The 16,133-nt window shown below is 64.0% G+C and carries 17 protein-coding genes and 1 tRNA gene; 10 read left to right on the forward strand and 8 right to left on the reverse strand.

Annotated features, from left to right (window positions below):
• Positions 1 to 231: 231 nt before the first annotated feature.
• Positions 232 to 1,584 (reverse strand): RsmB/NOP family class I SAM-dependent RNA methyltransferase, encoded by a 1,353-nt coding sequence (locus ACFELO_RS13340; RefSeq protein WP_440958261.1) that lies wholly within the window; start codon positions 1,582 to 1,584, stop codon positions 232 to 234.
• Positions 1,581 to 2,774 (reverse strand): 23S rRNA (adenine(2503)-C(2))-methyltransferase RlmN, encoded by a 1,194-nt coding sequence (gene rlmN, locus ACFELO_RS13345; protein ID WP_440958262.1) that lies wholly within the window; start codon positions 2,772 to 2,774, stop codon positions 1,581 to 1,583. Before rlmN ends, ACFELO_RS13340 begins: the two co-directional genes overlap by 4 nt.
• Positions 2,775 to 2,824: 50 nt before the next feature.
• Here rlmN and ACFELO_RS13350 point away from each other — a divergent pair, with 50 nt between their 5' ends.
• The gene (locus tag ACFELO_RS13350) at positions 2,825 to 3,628 is read left to right on the forward strand and encodes a DUF6065 family protein (protein ID WP_440958263.1); all 804 of its coding nucleotides are present in this window, start codon (positions 2,825 to 2,827) and stop codon (positions 3,626 to 3,628) included.
• Between the two features lie 15 nt (positions 3,629 to 3,643).
• Positions 3,644 to 4,474: a hypothetical protein gene (locus ACFELO_RS13355; protein ID WP_440958264.1), complete on the forward strand. Its 831-nt coding sequence runs from the start codon at positions 3,644 to 3,646 to the stop codon at positions 4,472 to 4,474.
• 3 nt (positions 4,475 to 4,477) lie between these two features.
• On the opposite strand, the gene ACFELO_RS13360 is transcribed toward ACFELO_RS13355, so the two are convergent.
• Positions 4,478 to 5,272, reverse strand: a complete 795-nt coding sequence (locus ACFELO_RS13360; RefSeq protein WP_440958265.1) for a sterol desaturase family protein — start codon at positions 5,270 to 5,272, stop codon at positions 4,478 to 4,480.
• A gap of 92 nt (positions 5,273 to 5,364) precedes the next feature.
• On the opposite strand from ACFELO_RS13360, the gene ACFELO_RS13365 reads away from it, so the two are divergent.
• Positions 5,365 to 6,234 carry a LysR family transcriptional regulator gene (locus ACFELO_RS13365; RefSeq protein ID WP_440958266.1) on the forward strand — a complete coding sequence of 290 codons (870 nt, stop codon included), beginning with the start codon at positions 5,365 to 5,367 and terminating at the stop codon, positions 6,232 to 6,234.
• Here ACFELO_RS13365 and ACFELO_RS13370 read toward each other — a convergent pair.
• Positions 6,231 to 6,740, reverse strand: a complete 510-nt coding sequence (locus ACFELO_RS13370; protein ID WP_440958267.1) for an invasion associated locus B family protein — start codon at positions 6,738 to 6,740, stop codon at positions 6,231 to 6,233. The genes ACFELO_RS13365 and ACFELO_RS13370 overlap by 4 nt on opposite strands.
• Positions 6,741 to 6,906: 166 nt before the next feature.
• On the opposite strand from ACFELO_RS13370, the gene ACFELO_RS13375 reads away from it, so the two are divergent.
• The 3 genes from ACFELO_RS13375 (at position 6,907) to ACFELO_RS13385 (ending at position 9,619) form a co-directional block, all read left to right on the forward strand.
• Positions 6,907 to 7,488, forward strand: a complete 582-nt coding sequence (locus ACFELO_RS13375; RefSeq protein ID WP_440958268.1) for a sigma-70 family RNA polymerase sigma factor — start codon at positions 6,907 to 6,909, stop codon at positions 7,486 to 7,488.
• A gap of 102 nt (positions 7,489 to 7,590) precedes the next feature.
• On the forward strand, positions 7,591 to 8,289 hold the full coding sequence (locus ACFELO_RS13380) for a cupin domain-containing protein (RefSeq protein WP_440958269.1): 699 nt from the start codon (positions 7,591 to 7,593) through the stop codon (positions 8,287 to 8,289).
• Between the two features lie 58 nt (positions 8,290 to 8,347).
• Positions 8,348 to 9,619, forward strand: a complete 1,272-nt coding sequence (locus tag ACFELO_RS13385) for a UbiH/UbiF/VisC/COQ6 family ubiquinone biosynthesis hydroxylase (RefSeq protein WP_440958270.1) — start codon at positions 8,348 to 8,350, stop codon at positions 9,617 to 9,619.
• A 20-nt stretch (positions 9,620 to 9,639) separates the two neighbouring features.
• Here the strand turns inward: ACFELO_RS13385 and ACFELO_RS13390 are convergent, their stop codons facing one another.
• The 4 genes from ACFELO_RS13390 to ACFELO_RS13405 all read right to left on the reverse strand — a co-directional run bounded on the left by ACFELO_RS13390 (position 9,640) and on the right by ACFELO_RS13405 (position 11,283).
• On the reverse strand, positions 9,640 to 10,161 hold the full coding sequence (locus ACFELO_RS13390) for an RNA methyltransferase (protein WP_440958271.1): 522 nt from the start codon (positions 10,159 to 10,161) through the stop codon (positions 9,640 to 9,642).
• A 108-nt stretch (positions 10,162 to 10,269) separates the two neighbouring features.
• Positions 10,270 to 10,503: a DUF1150 family protein gene (locus tag ACFELO_RS13395; RefSeq protein ID WP_440958272.1), complete on the reverse strand. Its 234-nt coding sequence runs from the start codon at positions 10,501 to 10,503 to the stop codon at positions 10,270 to 10,272.
• A gap of 125 nt (positions 10,504 to 10,628) precedes the next feature.
• Positions 10,629 to 10,704 (reverse strand) — tRNA-Ala (locus ACFELO_RS13400).
• Positions 10,705 to 10,827: 123 nt separating this feature from the next.
• The gene (locus tag ACFELO_RS13405; RefSeq protein WP_440958273.1) at positions 10,828 to 11,283 is read right to left on the reverse strand and encodes a TIGR02300 family protein; all 456 of its coding nucleotides are present in this window, start codon (positions 11,281 to 11,283) and stop codon (positions 10,828 to 10,830) included.
• A gap of 117 nt (positions 11,284 to 11,400) precedes the next feature.
• Between ACFELO_RS13405 and aroA the strand changes: the two genes are divergently transcribed.
• The 4 genes from aroA (at position 11,401) to ACFELO_RS13425 (ending at position 16,120) form a co-directional block, all read left to right on the forward strand.
• Complete coding sequence (gene aroA, locus ACFELO_RS13410) at positions 11,401 to 12,750, forward strand: 3-phosphoshikimate 1-carboxyvinyltransferase (RefSeq protein ID WP_440958274.1); 1,350 nt, start codon at positions 11,401 to 11,403, stop codon at positions 12,748 to 12,750.
• 334 nt (positions 12,751 to 13,084) lie between these two features.
• Positions 13,085 to 14,782, forward strand: coding sequence for a 30S ribosomal protein S1 (rpsA, locus tag ACFELO_RS13415; protein WP_440958275.1), 1,698 nt, complete (start codon positions 13,085 to 13,087; stop codon positions 14,780 to 14,782).
• A 150-nt stretch (positions 14,783 to 14,932) separates the two neighbouring features.
• A complete protein-coding gene (locus tag ACFELO_RS13420) occupies positions 14,933 to 15,217 on the forward strand; it encodes an integration host factor subunit beta (RefSeq protein ID WP_440958276.1) in 285 nt (94 codons plus the stop codon).
• 75 nt (positions 15,218 to 15,292) lie between these two features.
• Complete coding sequence (locus ACFELO_RS13425; protein ID WP_440958277.1) at positions 15,293 to 16,120, forward strand: putative metalloprotease CJM1_0395 family protein; 828 nt, start codon at positions 15,293 to 15,295, stop codon at positions 16,118 to 16,120.
• Positions 16,121 to 16,133 lie beyond the last annotated feature (13 nt).

Raw genomic sequence — 16,133 nt, forward strand, 5'->3', positions numbered from 1 at the left:
CTTCAGCGCGCAATCTGCGTGGAGGATCAAGCGCCGCTCACCCCTCACCTGTCCTCTCCCCTCAGGAAGGGGAGAGGGACGCTCTGCAGCGCCATCACCTTCTCTCCATGTCATTCGCCGGTTTATCCGGTGAATCCATGCCGTGACCTCTGATCAGGCCGACCGGAATGGATCCCCTGCATGAAGCGGGGAAAGAGGGAAAGAGAGGTCGAGGAAAAGGGCGGAAGCGCCCTAACCCTTCACGATCCGGGCGATGTAGAAGCCGTCCATGCCGCCGCGTTCAGACCACATGTCCGGACGGGTGCGTACGGCGCCCTCTGGCGTGATCGCAGCCTTGAGGCCCAGCAGTTCGTCCGCCGTCACCGGATCAAGACGCGCGTCGGGCGTGCGCTTGAGGAAAGCTTCGATCTGGTCCTCGCCCTCTTCAGGCTCAAGCGAACAGGTGCAATAGACAAGCCGCCCGCCCGATTTGAGTTGGGTGAAGCTGGCGTCCAGCAAACGGCGCTGGATGTCCGCGAGGTTGGCGATATCGCCAGGCTGTTTGGCCCAGGCCGCATCCGGGCGACGGCGCAGCGTGCCGGTCGCCGAACAGGGGGCATCCAGCAGAATGGCGTCCAGCGGTTCCGGCGCCGTCCATTCTGCCACGTCGGCCGCGACGATCTCGGCTTTCAAACCCGTGCGTTCGAGGTTTTCTTCCAGACGCTTCAGACGCTTGGGCGAGGCGTCGACGGCGATCACGGATGCCCCGGTCGCGGCGAGCTGCAAGGTCTTGCCGCCCGGCGCCGCGCACAGATCAGCGACCTTTTCGTCCGCCTTCACGCCCAGAAGGATCGCGGGCAGCGCCGCGGCAGCGTCCTGCACCCACCAGTCGCCCTTTTCAAACCCCGGCAGGCCATCAACCGCGCCAATGTCAGGACGACGGATGGTTCCGGTTTCCAGCACGCTCGCGCCGATCTCATCGGCGAAGCCCTGGGCGTCAAAGCCCGGCTTGGCGCTGAGATCGAGCGTCGGCGGCACGGAGCGGGCGATGGCGATGGCGCGCGCGGTCGGCTCGCCATAAGTCTCAACCCAACGCTCCGCCAACCAGTCCGGCAGGTCTTCGAGCGGATCAGAATCCAGAAACGCGCCCTTGCCCTGATCCACGACCCGGCGGAGCACGGCATTCGCGAGGTTCTTGAAGCGCGCGGTGTGGCGATCCTGCGCCATCAGGCTGACCCAGGCGTCCACAGCCGCATGGGCCGGGGTTTCAAGGATCAGGCGCTCGGCCGCGCCACAACGCAGGATGAGATGCGCCCGCACCTCTTCATCCGGCAAGGGCTTGTCCAGAACCTGCATCAAGGCTGCATCCAGCGCGATCGGCCGACGAATGACGGCGGAGGCGATGGCGCGGGCGAACGCCCGATCGCGCGGCTCCATCCGCTTCCATTCAGGTCGTCCCGCCAGCGCGCCATCCAGCGGCACCGCCTTGGCGAGCACGCCTTCAACCGCGCCCAGTGCAACCGCGCGAGGCATCAGGTTCTTGGTGGAGGATTTGGGTTCGGGTCCAGATCTGCGCGGCTGGCGGCGGTCCTGCTGCCGGTTCACGCCTGATCCTCTTGGGCTGCAGCCTCTTCCGCCTCACGCTCCAGACGCCGGCGTTCGCTGGCGCGTATCTTCTGGCTTTCGCTTTTGAGCTGCCCACAGGCCGCAAAGATGTCACGGCCGCGCGGCGTGCGGATCGGGCTGGCGTAACCGGCCCGGTTCACCACATCGGCGAAGGCTTCGATCTGATCCCAGTCCGAGCACTCATAGGGGCTTCCCGGCCAGGGATTGAACGGGATGAGATTGATCTTGGCGGGAATGCCCTTGAGCAGTTTGACCAGCGCCCGCGCCTCGGCGAGGGAGTCGTTCACGCCCTTCAGCATCACATACTCGAACGTCACCCGCTTGGAGTTGGACAGGTCGGGATAGGCCCGGATCGCGTCCATCAGCTCGGCGATGGGGTATTTCTTGTTCAGCGGAACCAGCTCGTTGCGCAGCTCATCATTCGTCGCGTGCAGGCTGATCGCCAGCATGGAGCGGGTGCGCTCGCCCAGTTCGGGGATTTTCGGCACGACGCCAGAGGTAGACACCGTGGTGCGGCGACGACCGATGCCGATGCCTTCATGATCGGAGATCACGTCGATGGAATCTGACACATGGTCGAGATTGTAGAGCGGCTCGCCCATGCCCATGAAGACGATATTGGTGATCTGGCGATCCTCGTTGGAGGTCGGCCATTCGCCCAGATCATCACGGGCAATCATCACCTGGGCGACGATCTCGGCGGCGGTCAGGTTGCGCACCAAAGGCTGGGTGCCAGTATGGCAGAAGGTGCAGTTGAGCGTGCAGCCCACCTGAGAGGACACGCACAGCGCGCCCGACCGCGCCACGGCGGGAATGAAAACCGTCTCGACCTCCACACCCGACGCCATGCGGATGAGGTATTTGCGGGTGCCGTCCACGCTGACCTGACGCTCGGTGATTTCCGGACGAGCAAGCGTGAACTTCGCCTCCAGCTGCTGGCGCAGATCCTTGGAGACGTTCGTCATCTGGTCAAAGCCGATGACGCCGTAATGGTAGATCCAGCGCCAGAGCTGCTCGGCGCGCATCTTGGCTTTCTTCTCGTCCACAAGGCCGTGCTCGACGAGCGCATCGCGCAATTGCGGACGCGTCATGCCGACGAGCGGAATGGGCCCGGTCGTTTCCGGCCGGTTGGAGAAGGACAGGTCGAGGGTTTTCAAAGGTGCGTTCATGGCGGCGTCATATAATGGAAAACTGAACAAAGTTCGAGGGGCGAGAACGCATGGCGGGGTTGCGTATGGCGCACACGGTCGCTCTCATGCCCGCCATGAAACTGATTTGCCATCCGCTGACCGCCTTCGAACCGCCTTTGCGTCCCGCCTCCTCCCGCCGCCAATGGATGGACGACACCCCGCAAGGCCATGCCTATCGCTGCCTGCCGCTGGTCGTGGGCAACCAGCATGGCTGGGAAGTGTTCACGCCGACAGGCTTTACCGCCCGCTGGAATGGCGGCGACCGGGTGGAGGATGTGAGCGTACACCCGGACACGCCCTCCGGCTCGGCGCCCGCCAGCCCGATGAGCAATTTCGGCTCCGGCATCCTGACCTTCGAGATGGGCTTCCTGCTGCGCACGCCGCCGGGCTGGAACATCTGGGTGCAGGGTCCGGTCAACGCGATCAAGGACGCGATTGCGCCGCTTTCAGGCGTGATCGAGACCGACTGGAGCCCCTACAGCTTCACCATGAACTGGCGTTTCACCCGGCCCGGCGAGGTGCGCTTTGAGGCTGACGAAGCCATTGCACACATCTTCCCGGTCCGGCGCGATCTCTTTGACAAGATCACGCCCGAGATCAGGCCCCTCCAGTCAGACCCCAAAACCGCCCGGGCGATGGAGGACTGGCGTCTGAGCCGGGCCGATTTCGCCCAGCGCCTGAAGGAAAATGACGCCGGGGCCGCCGAGGAAAAATGGCAAAAGACCTATTATCGGGGTTTAATGCCCGACGGCGCCCAAGGGCCATCCAGTCACAAGACCAAGCTGCATGTGAAACCCTTCACGGCAAGCGAGCCAGGCAAGAAGCGGCGATAAGGACGGGGAGACGCGATGAAACGGGCACTGATCTATCTGATGACAACCGCAATGTTGCCGGCGGGCTGCGCCACCGCGCCTCAGGAACGCCCGATCGCCTTTGTCGACCCACCCGCCTATCGCCAGTGCCCGGCCGAGAGCGCCGTGGACTGGCCCTTCTCGCTAAGCTGGGTGGAGGAGCGCGGCTTTGCAGACGACTTCCCCGCCTATCCGGGATGGTCAGACCGGATAGCGCTCAGCGGTGACGATGTCCTGGTCCGCTTCCATGCCAGCGCCAATATTCATGTGGGCGCTGCGAGATGGGTCCGCGCCCGGCGCACGGATGGCCAGTGGACGGTTCAGACCGCCACAAGCCCCAATTCTGCAATGCCGCCCCCGCCGCCGCCTCACCCACCTCCATACACACAGGTCGCGCATCAGTGCCACGGCCTGCATTTCAAGCTGGAAGGCGTGGCCACCGACGCGCTTGCCGAAGCGCTGGACGCCTTCCTGTCAGACGGATGTCGCGCCTATCTGCCGCCCTTCATCCCGGCGCCGCTCTATCTGCATGATGCGAACGGGCGCGGCTGCGAGGACGGGGCGCACTTTGTGCTTCAGGTAGAGACCGCGTCAGGTGTGGAGCAATACCGCCAGTCCTGCGGCGTGCCCGGCGCCTCGCTCACCCATGTGATGCGAGCTCTGACGCATGAGACCCCGGAGAATGCCGAGCGCATGACCGTGCTGCCGCAGGAGATGACGGTCACGATGCGGGACTGGGCGTCGGTCTGGGAGATCGAGCAGGCCTGCCGGGCTGAAGCCGAAACGCAGGCGCTAGACATTGATTTCAATGATCCGTTCGAGTGGTGACGCCTATTTCCGGATCAGCGGCCACAGTAGTTCCCGCCCGGCGCTGACCGGCTCCATGCCCTCAATGCCATAGCTCTCGGGATAGCGGCGGGTGATCCTGGCGGTGCCGAACAGCACGTCCCAGAAGAACAGCAGATTGCCGTAATTGCCCTTGTAATGGGTGACGCCGTCTTCTTTGTGCAGGCCATGATGGGCGCTATGGGTAGCGGGGGTCGAGATCACCCGCTCCAGCACCCACATCAGCGGTGCGAAGACCGGAACCCTGTACAGCGCCTCATCCCAGCGCCAGGACGAATGGGCGCCGAAGATCACCGTCATCTTCACCACCAGATACACCGCATAGACCGGGTAGAAGCCCAGATGCACAAGCACGGCGGACAGCCACAGCCCCGGCATGAAGAGGTAATAGAACAAATTGTTGCGATAGGCGGTGCGGATCGACAGATAGCCGCCCGAATGGTGCGCCCGGTGCAGATTGTAGAGCAGAGAGAAGCTGTGGCTGGCGCGATGCCACCAGTACTGGGTCATATCGTCCGCCACGAGGAGCAGGCCGAGCATCGCCCACCAGGGCAGGAAGGCCAGCGCATCCTTGGAGCCTGGACGCACCGCCTCGACCAGCACAGGCGCCACCGCGAATATCAGCGGCACGGTGATGAGCACGATGGTCAGTGAGGACAGCGCCTCAATCACCACATCCCGGCGCGAGCCCTTTTCCCTCTGGAAGAAGCGTCCGGTGACGGCTTCAAGCAGGATGAAGCCCGCAAAGATGGCCGGGACCAGAATTTTCTCATTGATCATGGCGGTCGCCTCCCGATCCCAGACTGGGTGAGACTTGCCATAACCTCCAATACAAGTTTTCTATGATGGCATAACTTCTGATTATGTAAGTCATGCTCTCGCTTCGTACGGCCCGCCTGTTTGTAACCGCTGCTGACGCCGGCACGCTGACCGCCGCCGCCGAGCGCCTGCATGTCAGCCAGCCCGCCGCCACCAAGTCTCTGGCGCAGCTTGAAGACAGTCTGGGCGGGGCGCTGTTTGAGCGCCCCGGGCGCAAGCTGGTGCTGACGGCATTGGGAGACGCGCTTCTGCCGCGCGCCCGGGCCCTGATCCAGCAGGCCGAGGATTTGAAGCTGGAGGCGCAGCGTTGGCGCACGGGTGAGGATGGCGTGCTGAGTGTTGGCGCCGGGCCCAGCCTCACCTATCGGCTCCTGCCCGAGGCTGTGGCGCGCTTTTACCGTTCGGGACGCACGGTCCAGCTGACCATTCGGGCGGGCGCGGCAGACGCGCTCGTCGACGATGTGCGTCGCGGCGCGCTGGATCTGGTCGCCGCCGATATGGGCGAGGCCGAGCACGACCCATCCCTGAAGATCCACCCTCTGCCCGAGGAAGGCGTGGCGGCGCTGGTGCGTCCCGGCCACCCGGCCCTGCAAGGCGCTGCGCCGGACCTGTTTCCCCTGGCCACCGCCACCCCGCCAGACCGACTGACGCGTGAGCCCTTGCCCTGGGGCGCAGAGCGCCCGGGTCTCGTCTGTGATGATTTCACGGTTCTGGCGCTGGCCTGCGCCGCCTCCGATCACATCCTGGCGGCGCCGGAATCGGTGATGGACCGCCTGATGGCCGAGCATGGCCTGCTTGCGCTCTCGAACGCGCCTCAGGCTCTCAGGCTGCGCCCGGCGCTGATCTATCGCGCCAACGCGCCGCAAAGCGCGGCGCGCGATCAGTTGTTTGCGTGTTTCGAGGCGGCGGCCCGCTCAGGCTAGTCGCAGAGATCGTCCACCTGCTCGAGCGCGGCGGTCACGCCCAGAAGCGAGAAGGTGTAGGCGGTCGCCGTGCCGCGATTGCTGGTCGCTTCAACCCGCATGTCCGAGCCGCGACGCATGACGCGCACCAGCTGGGATTCCTCGCTCGTCTCTTCCAGAAAGCCTTCCTGCTCGGACACGAACATCTGGAAACGATCCGATCCGACCCGTACGCGAGGCGGGCTGTCAGGGCGCAAGGGATAGCCCGCCAGGAAGCTGGGCTGGGCGTCAGCTGCGCCATTGGCCCAGCTCGCCACCAGAAAGAACACATCGCCATGATCCACATTGCTCGGCAGCGCTTCCTGCGGTCGGCTCAGCGCATAACAGACCTTGCTGTCACCCGTCCCGCGCGTGAAGACGCGCCAGTCGCGGTGCGCGCCCTGAAATTCAGGCTCGGACGTTTCCTGCGCCAGGGCAGGCGTCAGGCTCGTCAGGGTCAGACACAGGCTGGCAATAAGCACGCGCATGGCGAATTTCCATTCAGGTTAAGCGGTTTGACGCTGGCAGATCAGCTGGCGCCGATCCTCATCCCTGTTTAAAGCGGTCTCAGGCGGCGGTTTCAAGGCAGGATCTGGCTTGATCGTCATGTGCGTGAATGTGAGAGTGATCTGCAGAGAGCTTCAAGGGTGAAACTTGCCTGACGCCCCCTTTACTTCCGGAGCGACACCGGACCGCACGACCCTGAATTCGCTGGTTCTGGAAACCGCCAAGCGGGACCGGCAGGCGTTTGCGGCGCTGTTCAATTTCTATGCGCCCCGGGTGAAGGCCTATCTGTTGCGGCTCAACGCCCACGACAGCCTCGCCGAAGAACTGACCCAGGAAATCATGCTGACCGTCTGGCGCAAGGCCAGCCAGTTTGATCCCGATCAGGCCTCCGCCTCCACCTGGATCTTCCGCATTGCCCGCAACCGGCGCATCGACGCGGCGCGGCAAGCCAACAAGCCTGCGCTTGATGGCGAGGATCCCAGCCTGCGCCCGCCGGACATCCAGCCGCCGGATGATGCGGTTCACGCCAGTGATCGCGATGATCGTGTGCGCGCCGCCATGCAGGATTTGCCAGAGGAACAGGTGGCGCTGTTGCGCCTCGCCTTTTTTGACGGCCTGTCCCATCGCGACATCGCCGATCAGCTCGGCATGCCGCTGGGCACGGTGAAGTCCAGGCTCAGGCTGGCCTTCGACAAACTCAGGCGGGTGCTCGATTCAGACACCCTGTAAGCAAAACTGAACGCTTCTGAAGAAAAATGGCCCGCAGACTTGATATCCGCTCCATGAGATCAATATCCGCGACGCTGAAGCAGACGACGACTTGAAACGACCATGACGAACCATCCGCTGGGTGACGAAATCTACTCCGCTTACGCTTCGGGCGCCCTATCGGCCCCGATGCGCTTGCTGCTGGATGCGCAAGCTGCCGTGAATGCTGACGTGGCGCAGGCGCGTGACGCCGTTGAAGCCATGGCCGGCGTGCTGCTGGAGCGCGAAACCCCGGCCTCTATGATGCCGGACGCACTCTCCACCCTGTTTGACGTCATCGACAGCGAGGAAGCGGGTCTGGGTGAAGCAGGTCCGGCCCGGTTTGACGCCAAGGCGGGGTCGGAACGCTCTCGCTCCGCCGCCCACAAGGCCGGTCAGGCGATCGAGGAATTGCTGGCCCTGCCCGATCCCGTGCGCGATCTGGCGCTTGAAAAGGGCGGCTGGTCCTTCGCCGGTCCCGGCGTGCGCACCATGGCGCTGATGGATGAGGATGGCGCGAAAGCCGAACTGATCCGCATCGAGCCGGGTCGCGGCGTGCCCCATCACGGCCATGACTGCACGGAATTCACCCTGGTGCTGACCGGCGGCTTCTCTGATGGCCGCGCCAGCTATGGCCCCGGCGAAGTGTGCATGGCCAATCCCGATACGATCCACAAACCCGTCGCCGACGAGGGCGAGGTCTGCATCGTTCTCGCCGTCACCGACGGCCCCCTCGCCTTCACGGGCGCCCTGGGCTGGATCCAGCGCGCGCTGAGCCGGTAACGCCCCCTGCGGCGCCGCGCCGCTTTCAATCGGCTCGGGCGTCGTTATCTTGTGCCCTATGAGCAAACCGATCTTTTCTGGCGATGTGGTGATTTCCGGCGGCGGGCTCGCCGGTCTCACCCTGGCGCTGGCCCTGCACAAAGCCGGGCTGGCTGTGGCTGTCGTGGACGCGATGGAGCTGTCTGATCAGGTCACGCCTGAGCATGACGGTCGCTCCTCGGCGCTGGCCTACACCTCCATGCGCATGCTCGATGCCGTCGGCGCGGGGCAATATCTGCGCCCGCATGTGCAGCCGATTGAAGACATTCTGGTGGTCGATGGCCGCCCCTATGACGGGCTCAAGCCCGGCGGGCCGGGCCATGACCAGCTGCATTTTGATCGCCGGGAAATCTCGCCCGAGGATGATGGCGAGGCGCTGGGATACATGGCCGAGAACCGCTGGACGCGGGTGGCGCTCGCAAAAGCTGCTGACGAAGCGGGCCTGACGGTGTTCGCGCCCGAACGCGCCAGCCATATGGAAACCGACACGACGCCGGGCAGGAACCGTCTGGTGCTCGCCAGCGGCAAGGTGCTGGAAGCGCCGCTGATTGTCGCCTGCGAGGGTCGCCAGTCGGGTTTGCGCCGCCAGGCGGGCGTGCGCACCTATGACCATGCCTATGGCCAGAAAGCCGTGGTGCTGACTGTCGAGCACGAGTTCAGCCATGAGGGCGTGGCGTATGAGTTCTTCATGCCCACAGGCCCATTCGCCATCCTGCCTTTGCCCGGCAATCGTTCCAGCCTTGTCTGGTGCGAGAAGCCCAAGGCGGCGGATGCCCTCAAAGACATGGACGACGAAGGCTTCCAGGAGGCGCTGGAAGCGCGCTTTGGTGATTTCCTCGGTTGGGTGAAGCCGGTCAGCCCGCGCTGGACCTACCCGCTGACGCTGAAATTCTCCGAACGCTTCACTGATGAGCGGCTGGCGCTGGTGGGTGACGCCGCGCGCGGCATTCACCCCATCGCCGGACAGGGCTTCAATCTGGGGGTCCGCGATGCGGCGGTGCTGGCCGATGTGCTGGTGGACACCAAGCGCGCCGGGCTTGATCTGGGCGCCCCGGCCACCTTGCAACGCTATGAGCGCTGGCGGCGGACCGATTCCGTCGCCGTGGGGCTGGGCTCGCACCTGTTCACGCTGCTCTTTTCAAACGATCACAGCCTGATCCGCACCGCGCGCGGTCTGGGACTGTCGATCGTCGATCAGATCCCGGTCGCCCGGCGCTTCTTCATGCGCACGGCGGGCGGTGAAGTGGGTGATCTGCCGGCGCTTTTGCGCGGGGACAGCCTGCATCTTTAGGAATTGAAGGCGTCAGAGCCTCAGGTGCGCTTCTTGGGCGCGCCCCAGATATGCTGCTTGTCTTCCAGCGGGCCGCCCGGCATCACCGGGCGCTCGGGATAGCCCCCAAGGCACAGCGTGCGGTCATACAGCGCGATGGCGGCGGCGACCGACAGGTTCACGCAGAATTTCGTGGGAATCTTCACCACATGCGAGCAGCGCTCGAGCATGGCCGGGCTGAGATCGCCGCGCTCCTTGCCCAGCACATAGGCCGCCATGCGCGGATGCCGAAAGCTCGGCAATTCCACCGCATCATCGGTCAGCTCCACCCCGACGATCTGGCAGCCGCGCGGCAACAGCATGTCGTCCACACTCTCCCAGTCATAATAGGGCAGGTTCTCGGTGGTCTTGGCGGTGTCGGTCTGGAACATCTCGCGCGCGCGATTGGCCGCGCCCACGGTGAACACGAAGCTGCCGCCAAAGGCGTGCGCCGTGCGCATGACCGCGCCCAGATTGCGCGCCTTGGAAATCCCTTCGACGCCGACTGCGAAATAACCTCTCATGGATTTGCGTTTAGCCGCGCCCGCCGTTTGTGGCAAACCGCCAAGCGCAGACGAAAACGCCCCCTGCAAGGCAGAGGGCGTCTTGCGTCATCCAGTCAGGATTGAAGGCTAGTGCACGCTCACCGGCTCGGCGCCATGGTCGCGCGCGGCGGCGAACGCCGCTTCCCGGTCAGAGAACACCGCCATGCGCTGACCGTTCTCGTCATGAATGGCGTACAGCGTCGCATCGGAATCAAGTTTGACCCCGGCGCTCGCCGCCTGATCCATGATCTCGGCCGCGTCGATGGTGCGCACATACACCGTCGGCGTCGTGTCCAGCATCAGTTCGGTTTCGGTATCCATCCAACGCCCCATGCATTGCTTTGTTAGACTATCACATGGGTTTTCTTAGCAGAACGTTCAAGGCATGCGCCGGTGTAAACCGGGCAACAAGAAAAAACCCCCGCGCATCAGCGCGAGGGTTTTCTTGGTGGAGCCAGGCGGAATCGAACCGCCGACCTCTTGAATGCCATTCAAGCGCTCTCCCAACTGAGCTATGGCCCCGAAACTTTTGCGAGCGGCGAGATTGGGGCCCCGCCGTTTCGAGAGCGCGGAAACTAGCCGCGCGTTTGAGAGCAATCAAGCCTGTTTTTCAGCACCCGTCGCCCCCAATGACAGCGATCCGGATCAGACGTCGTCCTCGTCGTCGTCCAGCGCGATGTCATCGTCCAGATCATCGTCGTCATCGTCGAGCAGGACGCTGTCATCGTCATCATCGTCGAGATCGGATTCGTCATCGGAGAAACCGTCCAGATCGTCATCGGCCGGCGCAGAGCGCTTGGCGACGGGCGCTTCGTCCTCGTCGTCATCATCGCCCAGATCGATGGGCTCCTCGTCCAGCTCCGGCGCGTCGTCGTCCTCGTTTTCGTCCTCGTCGGACTCGTCCTCGGCTTCAGCGTCCGTATCCTCGTCCGCTTCCTTCTCAGGCTTGGGCGCCTTTGTGGGAACGATGACTTCCTCGAAATACGACAGGGGGTATTCCATGCCGGTGAACGGGGACACGATCGGGTCCTTGTTCAGGTCATAGAACTTCTTGCCGGTTTCCGGGCAAACGCGCTTGGTCCCAAGTTCAGCTTTCGCCACGAGTCCATATCCTTTCACACCGAAGGGCGATAAATCGGCGCGCCAGTTGCCATGTTCTGGCGCGGCTGTCAAAACCCGATTGAAGCCTTCTGTCATCTGCCGTTCCGCGGAGCCCGCATGTCCAACGCCACACCTGCCCCGTCCAAGGCCGTAAGCGGGCCCAAAACCGCCCGCCCTGTCAATGCCCTGAAAGGACGACTTCACGCGGCGGCGGACAAATCCTGTTCACATCGCGCGCTGATCTTTTCTGCACTGGCGGATGGGGAAAGCCGGATCGAGGGCCTGCTGGAAAGCGATGACGTTCTGGCGACCGCCCGCGCCGTCGCCGCCCTCGGCGCGGATGTGAAGCGCGAAGGCCCCGGTCAATGGCGCGTGACCGGTCGCGGCCGGTGGACCAGCCCGGCTCAACCGCTCGACCTTGGAAACTCCGGCACCGGCGTGCGCCTGTTGATGGGCGCAGCGAGCCGGTTTGATCTCCAGGCCGAATTTGTGGGCGATGAAAGCCTGTCCTCGCGCCCCATGGCGCGGGTGCTCGATCCGCTGTCGCGCATGGGCGTGAAAAGCCAGTCCAATGATGGCGGTCGCCTGCCGGTGACCCTGCGCGGCTCATCCACGCTCAACGCCATCGAGTACACCCCGCCCGTCGCCTCCGCCCAGGTTAAAAGCGCCATCCTGCTTGCCGGTCTTGGCGCGGTCGGCGAAACCATTGTGCGCGAACCCCACTCCACTCGCGATCACACCGAGATCATGGCGCCCGTCTATGGCGCCGATCTGAGCGTGGAGCGACAGGGCGAGGGCCTGATCGCGCGCGTGCGCGGAGGCAAGACATTGTCGCCCGCAAACGTCTCCATCCCCGGCGATCCGTCCTCGGCGGCCTTCCCGGTCGCGGCGGCGCTGGTCACACGCGACAGCATGATCACGGTCACTGGCGTGATGACCAACACCGCCCGCTTCGGACTCTACAAGGTGCTCGGGATGATGGGCGCTGACCTTGAAATGACGCCCGCCGGCGAGCGCTGCGGCGAGCAGCTGGTGGACATCACGGTGCGTTCGGGCGCGCTCAAAGGCGTTGAAGTCCCGGCCTCCCTCGCGCCGTCCATGATCGATGAATACCCGATCCTGTCAGTCATCGCCGCCTTTGCGGACGGGGTGACCGTGATGCAGGGGCTGGCCGAATTGCGCGCCAAGGAAAGCGACCGTCTGGCGGCCAGCGCCGCTTTGCTGGACGCCAATGGCGTCAAGGTCGAGCTGGGCGAGGATTCCCTGACGGTGCATGGCTGCGGACAGGACGGGGTTCCGGGTGGCGGGATGGTGAAAACCCATCACGATCATCGACTTGCCATGAGCGCGCTGATCATGGGTCTGGGCGCCCAGGCGCCGGTCAGCGTGGATGATGTCGCCATGATCGCGACCAGTTATCCGGACTTCTTTGACCATATGGCGACGCTCGGCGCGCAAATCGACTAGCGTCCCGAGTCAGTTAGCCGGTCCGGCAAGCCTTGCTCTCCTGGTAAATCTGCGGTAAGTCCGCGCGCGATTGGCCTGTTGCGTCTGAGGACAGGAAGAGGTCAATCATTCGCCGGGCGGGCGATGACCCGCGGCCTGGCGCGCCTTCATCTTGTTCGTCGGTTCTGACTTACGGCTCGATCGCGCCGCCCTGCCGTTTCGCTCTGCTCATTTGGAACGCGTTATCCGGCCGTTCGCGGCTGCTTTGGAGATTTCCAGCCGCCGTGCGCGGCAAGACCGCCGGATACAACCGGCCGGCCGGAAACGACGACAACCCCTGGAGCCATCCTCTAACATGTCTGAAACCAACACCTCGGCCCCGAGCCGCGATGATTTCGCCTCAATGCTGGAAGCGTCCCTTGCGGGCCGCGACCTCATGGAAGGCACGGTGGTGCGCGGCACCGTCACTGCAGTCCTGCACGACACCGTTGTCATCGACGTCGGTCTGAAAACCGAAGGCCGCGTGGCCCTGCGTGAATTCACCGGCCCCGGCTCTGAAGCCCCGAAACTGGGCGATCAGGTCGACATCTACCTTGAGCGTATCGAGAACGCGATGGGTGAAGCGGTTCTGTCGCGCGACAAAGCCCGCCGCGAAGAAGCCTGGGACCGTCTGGAGAAGACGTTCGAATCCAAAGAGCCGGTCAACGGCGCCATCGTCGGCCGCGTCAAAGGTGGCTTCACCGTGGACCTGGGCGGCGCATCTGCGTTCCTGCCGGGCTCTCAGGTGGACATCCGTCCGGTGCGTGACGTGGCCCCGCTCATGAACAAAGAGCAGCCGTTCGCGATCCTGAAAATGGACCGTCCGCGCGGCAACATCGTGGTCTCCCGCCGCGCTGTCCTGGAAGAATCCCGCGCCGAGCAGCGCGCTGAGCTCGTCGGTCAGCTGGCCGAAGGCGAAGTGCGTGAAGGCGTCGTCAAGAACATCACCGATTACGGTGCGTTCGTGGATCTGGGCGGCATTGACGGCCTGCTGCACGTCACCGACATGAGCTGGTCGCGCGTGGGTCACCCGAGCGAAGTGGTCGAAGTCGGCCAGACCGTTCAGGTGCAGATCATCAAGATCAACAAAGACACCCAGCGCATCTCGCTCGGCATGAAGCAGCTGCAGTCCGATCCGTGGGACGGCGTGGCGCTGAAATACCCGAACGGCGCTGTCTTCAAGGGCCGCGTGACGAACATTGCCGAATACGGCGCGTTCGTGGAGCTGGAGCCGGGCGTCGAAGGTCTGGTGCACGTCTCCGAGATGAGCTGGACCAAGAAGAACGTCCACCCGGGCAAAATCGTCTCCACCTCCCAGGAAGTGGACGTCATGGTGCTCGACGTGGATCCGGACAAGCGTCGCGTCTCGCTTGGCATCAAGCAGACCCAGCGCAATCCGTGGGAAGTCTTCGCTGAAGCTCACCCGGTCGGCTCCGAGGTCGAAGGCGAAGTCAAGAACATCACCGAATTCGGTCTGTTCATCGGCGTCGACGAAGAAATCGACGGCATGGTTCACCTGTCCGATCTCGACTGGGATCGTTCGGGCGAAGACGCCATCCAGGACTACAAAAAAGGCGACTCCGTGCGCGCCAAGGTTCTGGACGTCGATGTCGAGAAAGAACGCGTCTCCCTGGGCGTCAAGCAACTGGGCGGCGATCCGATGGACGAAGGCGGCTTCAAGCGCGGCGAGACCGTGACCTGCACCGTCACCGAAATCACCACTGGCGGCGTCGAAGTCAGCCTGGGCCCGGACAACCTGGTCAAGGCGTTCATCCGCAAGTCCGACATCTCGCGTGACCGCGCCGAGCAACGCCCCGAGCGTTTTGCTGTCGGCGACAAGGTCGACGCGCGCGTCACCAACATCGACAAGGCGTCTCGCCGCGTTTCCGTGTCCATCAAGGCGCTGGAAATGGCGGAAGAGAAAGAAGCCGTCGAACAGTACGGGTCTTCTGACTCCGGCGCGTCCCTGGGCGATATCCTGGGCGCCGCTCTGAAAGGTCAAGACGAAGACTAATCGTCTGATCTTGCACTTTCTCCCCATCTGAGGGAGCTGGAACCCCCGATGCCCGTCATCGGGGGTTCTTTTTTGGGTTGTAGCCCGGCTAACCGATTGACGGCTCTGTTCAGGTGTTCCTACACTGATGACCTTCAAGGGGACTGGACCATGATCAAATCCGAACTCATCGAGAAGCTCGCAGAAGAAAATCCCCATCTGTACCAGAAGGATCTGGAGCGGGTGGTGAATACCGTGCTGGAAGAGATCACCCAGGCGCTCGAGCGTGGCGACCGTGTGGAATTGCGCGGCTTCGGCGCGTTTTCCGTGCGCAACCGTCCGCCGCGTCAGGGTCGCAATCCGCGCACCGGCGATCCCGTCTCGGTCAAGGAAAAGCACGTGCCTTTCTTCAAGACCGGCAAGGAATTGCGTGAACGGGTCGACGGCAAGGCCTAGGCCTTAACCCGCGTTACCCAAACCTTAAGACTTGTCCGCCACATTCATCGGCAGGTTGCATCTGCAGGATGATACATGGCGCTTTCGCCGATCATCTCTGGCGGCGCTGACCTTGCCTATACGGGCGGGTATGGCGCAACGCCCCAGACGCCTGAGCTGCGTGCGCAGGCGACCGGGCGGACTCTGTCCTCAGCAAACCCTGCCCCTACTGGTACAAGCTCCCGTGTCATCACCGATCCGGTCAGCCTGTCTGCACAGGCGCAGAAGGTCGGCGCGTCCGACGCAGCGCCGGGCGCTGCAAAGTCCGCCGCGGGTGAAGACCTGTCCGAAGGCGAGCAGAAACAGGTCGCAGAGCTGAAGAAGCGTGATCGCGAAGTACGCCAGCATGAGCAGGCGCACCAGGCCGCAGGCGGCCAATACGCCAGCGCCCCCTCCTACGAGTACCAGAAGGGCCCGGACGGCCAGCAATACGCTGTTGGCGGCGAGGTCCAGATCGATTCAAGCCCGATTGCCGGCGACCCCGAGGCGACCATCGAGAAAATGCGCGTGGTCAAGGCCGCCGCCCTCGCCCCTGCCGAGCCGTCGGGTCAGGATCGCAAGGTCGCCGCAGCCGCAGACGCCGCCGCCCAGCAGGCCCGCGCTGAGCTGGCCGCACAGGACCGCGAAGAACGACAGGCCGCGCTTGAGGGCGAACAGCCCGTCGACCCGGCACAATCGGGCTCGGTGCTGCCTCGCGATGACGCGTCCCCTGCGTCAGAGGCCAACACCGATCAGAGCCAGCCCGCCGCTTTCGGTTTCAGCGGCGCCGCACCTGCTCCCGCGGCGCTCAATCAGGCCAATGGCGCCTATACCGCCACCACACGCGCCCAGGCGATCCGTCAGACAAGCGTCGTCTTCGCCTGAGCTGACTTTTGCA

It is taken from the genome of Oceanicaulis sp. LC35, assembly GCF_052055585.1.
Lineage (GTDB): Bacteria > Pseudomonadota > Alphaproteobacteria > Caulobacterales > Maricaulaceae > Oceanicaulis.

Excerpts from the sequence above, each read along its gene's own strand:
- ACFELO_RS13390 (WP_440958271.1), bottom strand. The coding sequence starts at position 10,161 with ATGAGAGGTTATTTCGCAGTCGGCGTCGAAGGGATTTCCAAGGCGCGC.
- aroA (WP_440958274.1), top strand. The coding sequence starts at position 11,401 with ATGTCCAACGCCACACCTGCCCCGTCCAAGGCCGTAAGCGGGCCCAAA.
- ACFELO_RS13365 (WP_440958266.1), top strand. The coding sequence starts at position 5,365 with ATGCTCTCGCTTCGTACGGCCCGCCTGTTTGTAACCGCTGCTGACGCC.
- rpsA (WP_440958275.1), top strand. The coding sequence starts at position 13,085 with ATGTCTGAAACCAACACCTCGGCCCCGAGCCGCGATGATTTCGCCTCA.
- ACFELO_RS13370 (WP_440958267.1), bottom strand. The coding sequence starts at position 6,740 with ATGCGCGTGCTTATTGCCAGCCTGTGTCTGACCCTGACGAGCCTGACG.
- ACFELO_RS13385 (WP_440958270.1), top strand. The coding sequence starts at position 8,348 with ATGAGCAAACCGATCTTTTCTGGCGATGTGGTGATTTCCGGCGGCGGG.
- ACFELO_RS13355 (WP_440958264.1), top strand. The coding sequence starts at position 3,644 with ATGAAACGGGCACTGATCTATCTGATGACAACCGCAATGTTGCCGGCG.
- ACFELO_RS13395 (WP_440958272.1), bottom strand. The coding sequence starts at position 10,503 with ATGGATACCGAAACCGAACTGATGCTGGACACGACGCCGACGGTGTAT.
- ACFELO_RS13380 (WP_440958269.1), top strand. The coding sequence starts at position 7,591 with ATGACGAACCATCCGCTGGGTGACGAAATCTACTCCGCTTACGCTTCG.
- ACFELO_RS13360 (WP_440958265.1), bottom strand. The coding sequence starts at position 5,272 with ATGATCAATGAGAAAATTCTGGTCCCGGCCATCTTTGCGGGCTTCATC.
- ACFELO_RS13425 (WP_440958277.1), top strand. The coding sequence starts at position 15,293 with ATGGCGCTTTCGCCGATCATCTCTGGCGGCGCTGACCTTGCCTATACG.
- ACFELO_RS13350 (WP_440958263.1), top strand. The coding sequence starts at position 2,825 with ATGGCGGGGTTGCGTATGGCGCACACGGTCGCTCTCATGCCCGCCATG.
- rlmN (WP_440958262.1), bottom strand. The coding sequence starts at position 2,774 with ATGAACGCACCTTTGAAAACCCTCGACCTGTCCTTCTCCAACCGGCCG.
- ACFELO_RS13420 (WP_440958276.1), top strand. The coding sequence starts at position 14,933 with ATGATCAAATCCGAACTCATCGAGAAGCTCGCAGAAGAAAATCCCCAT.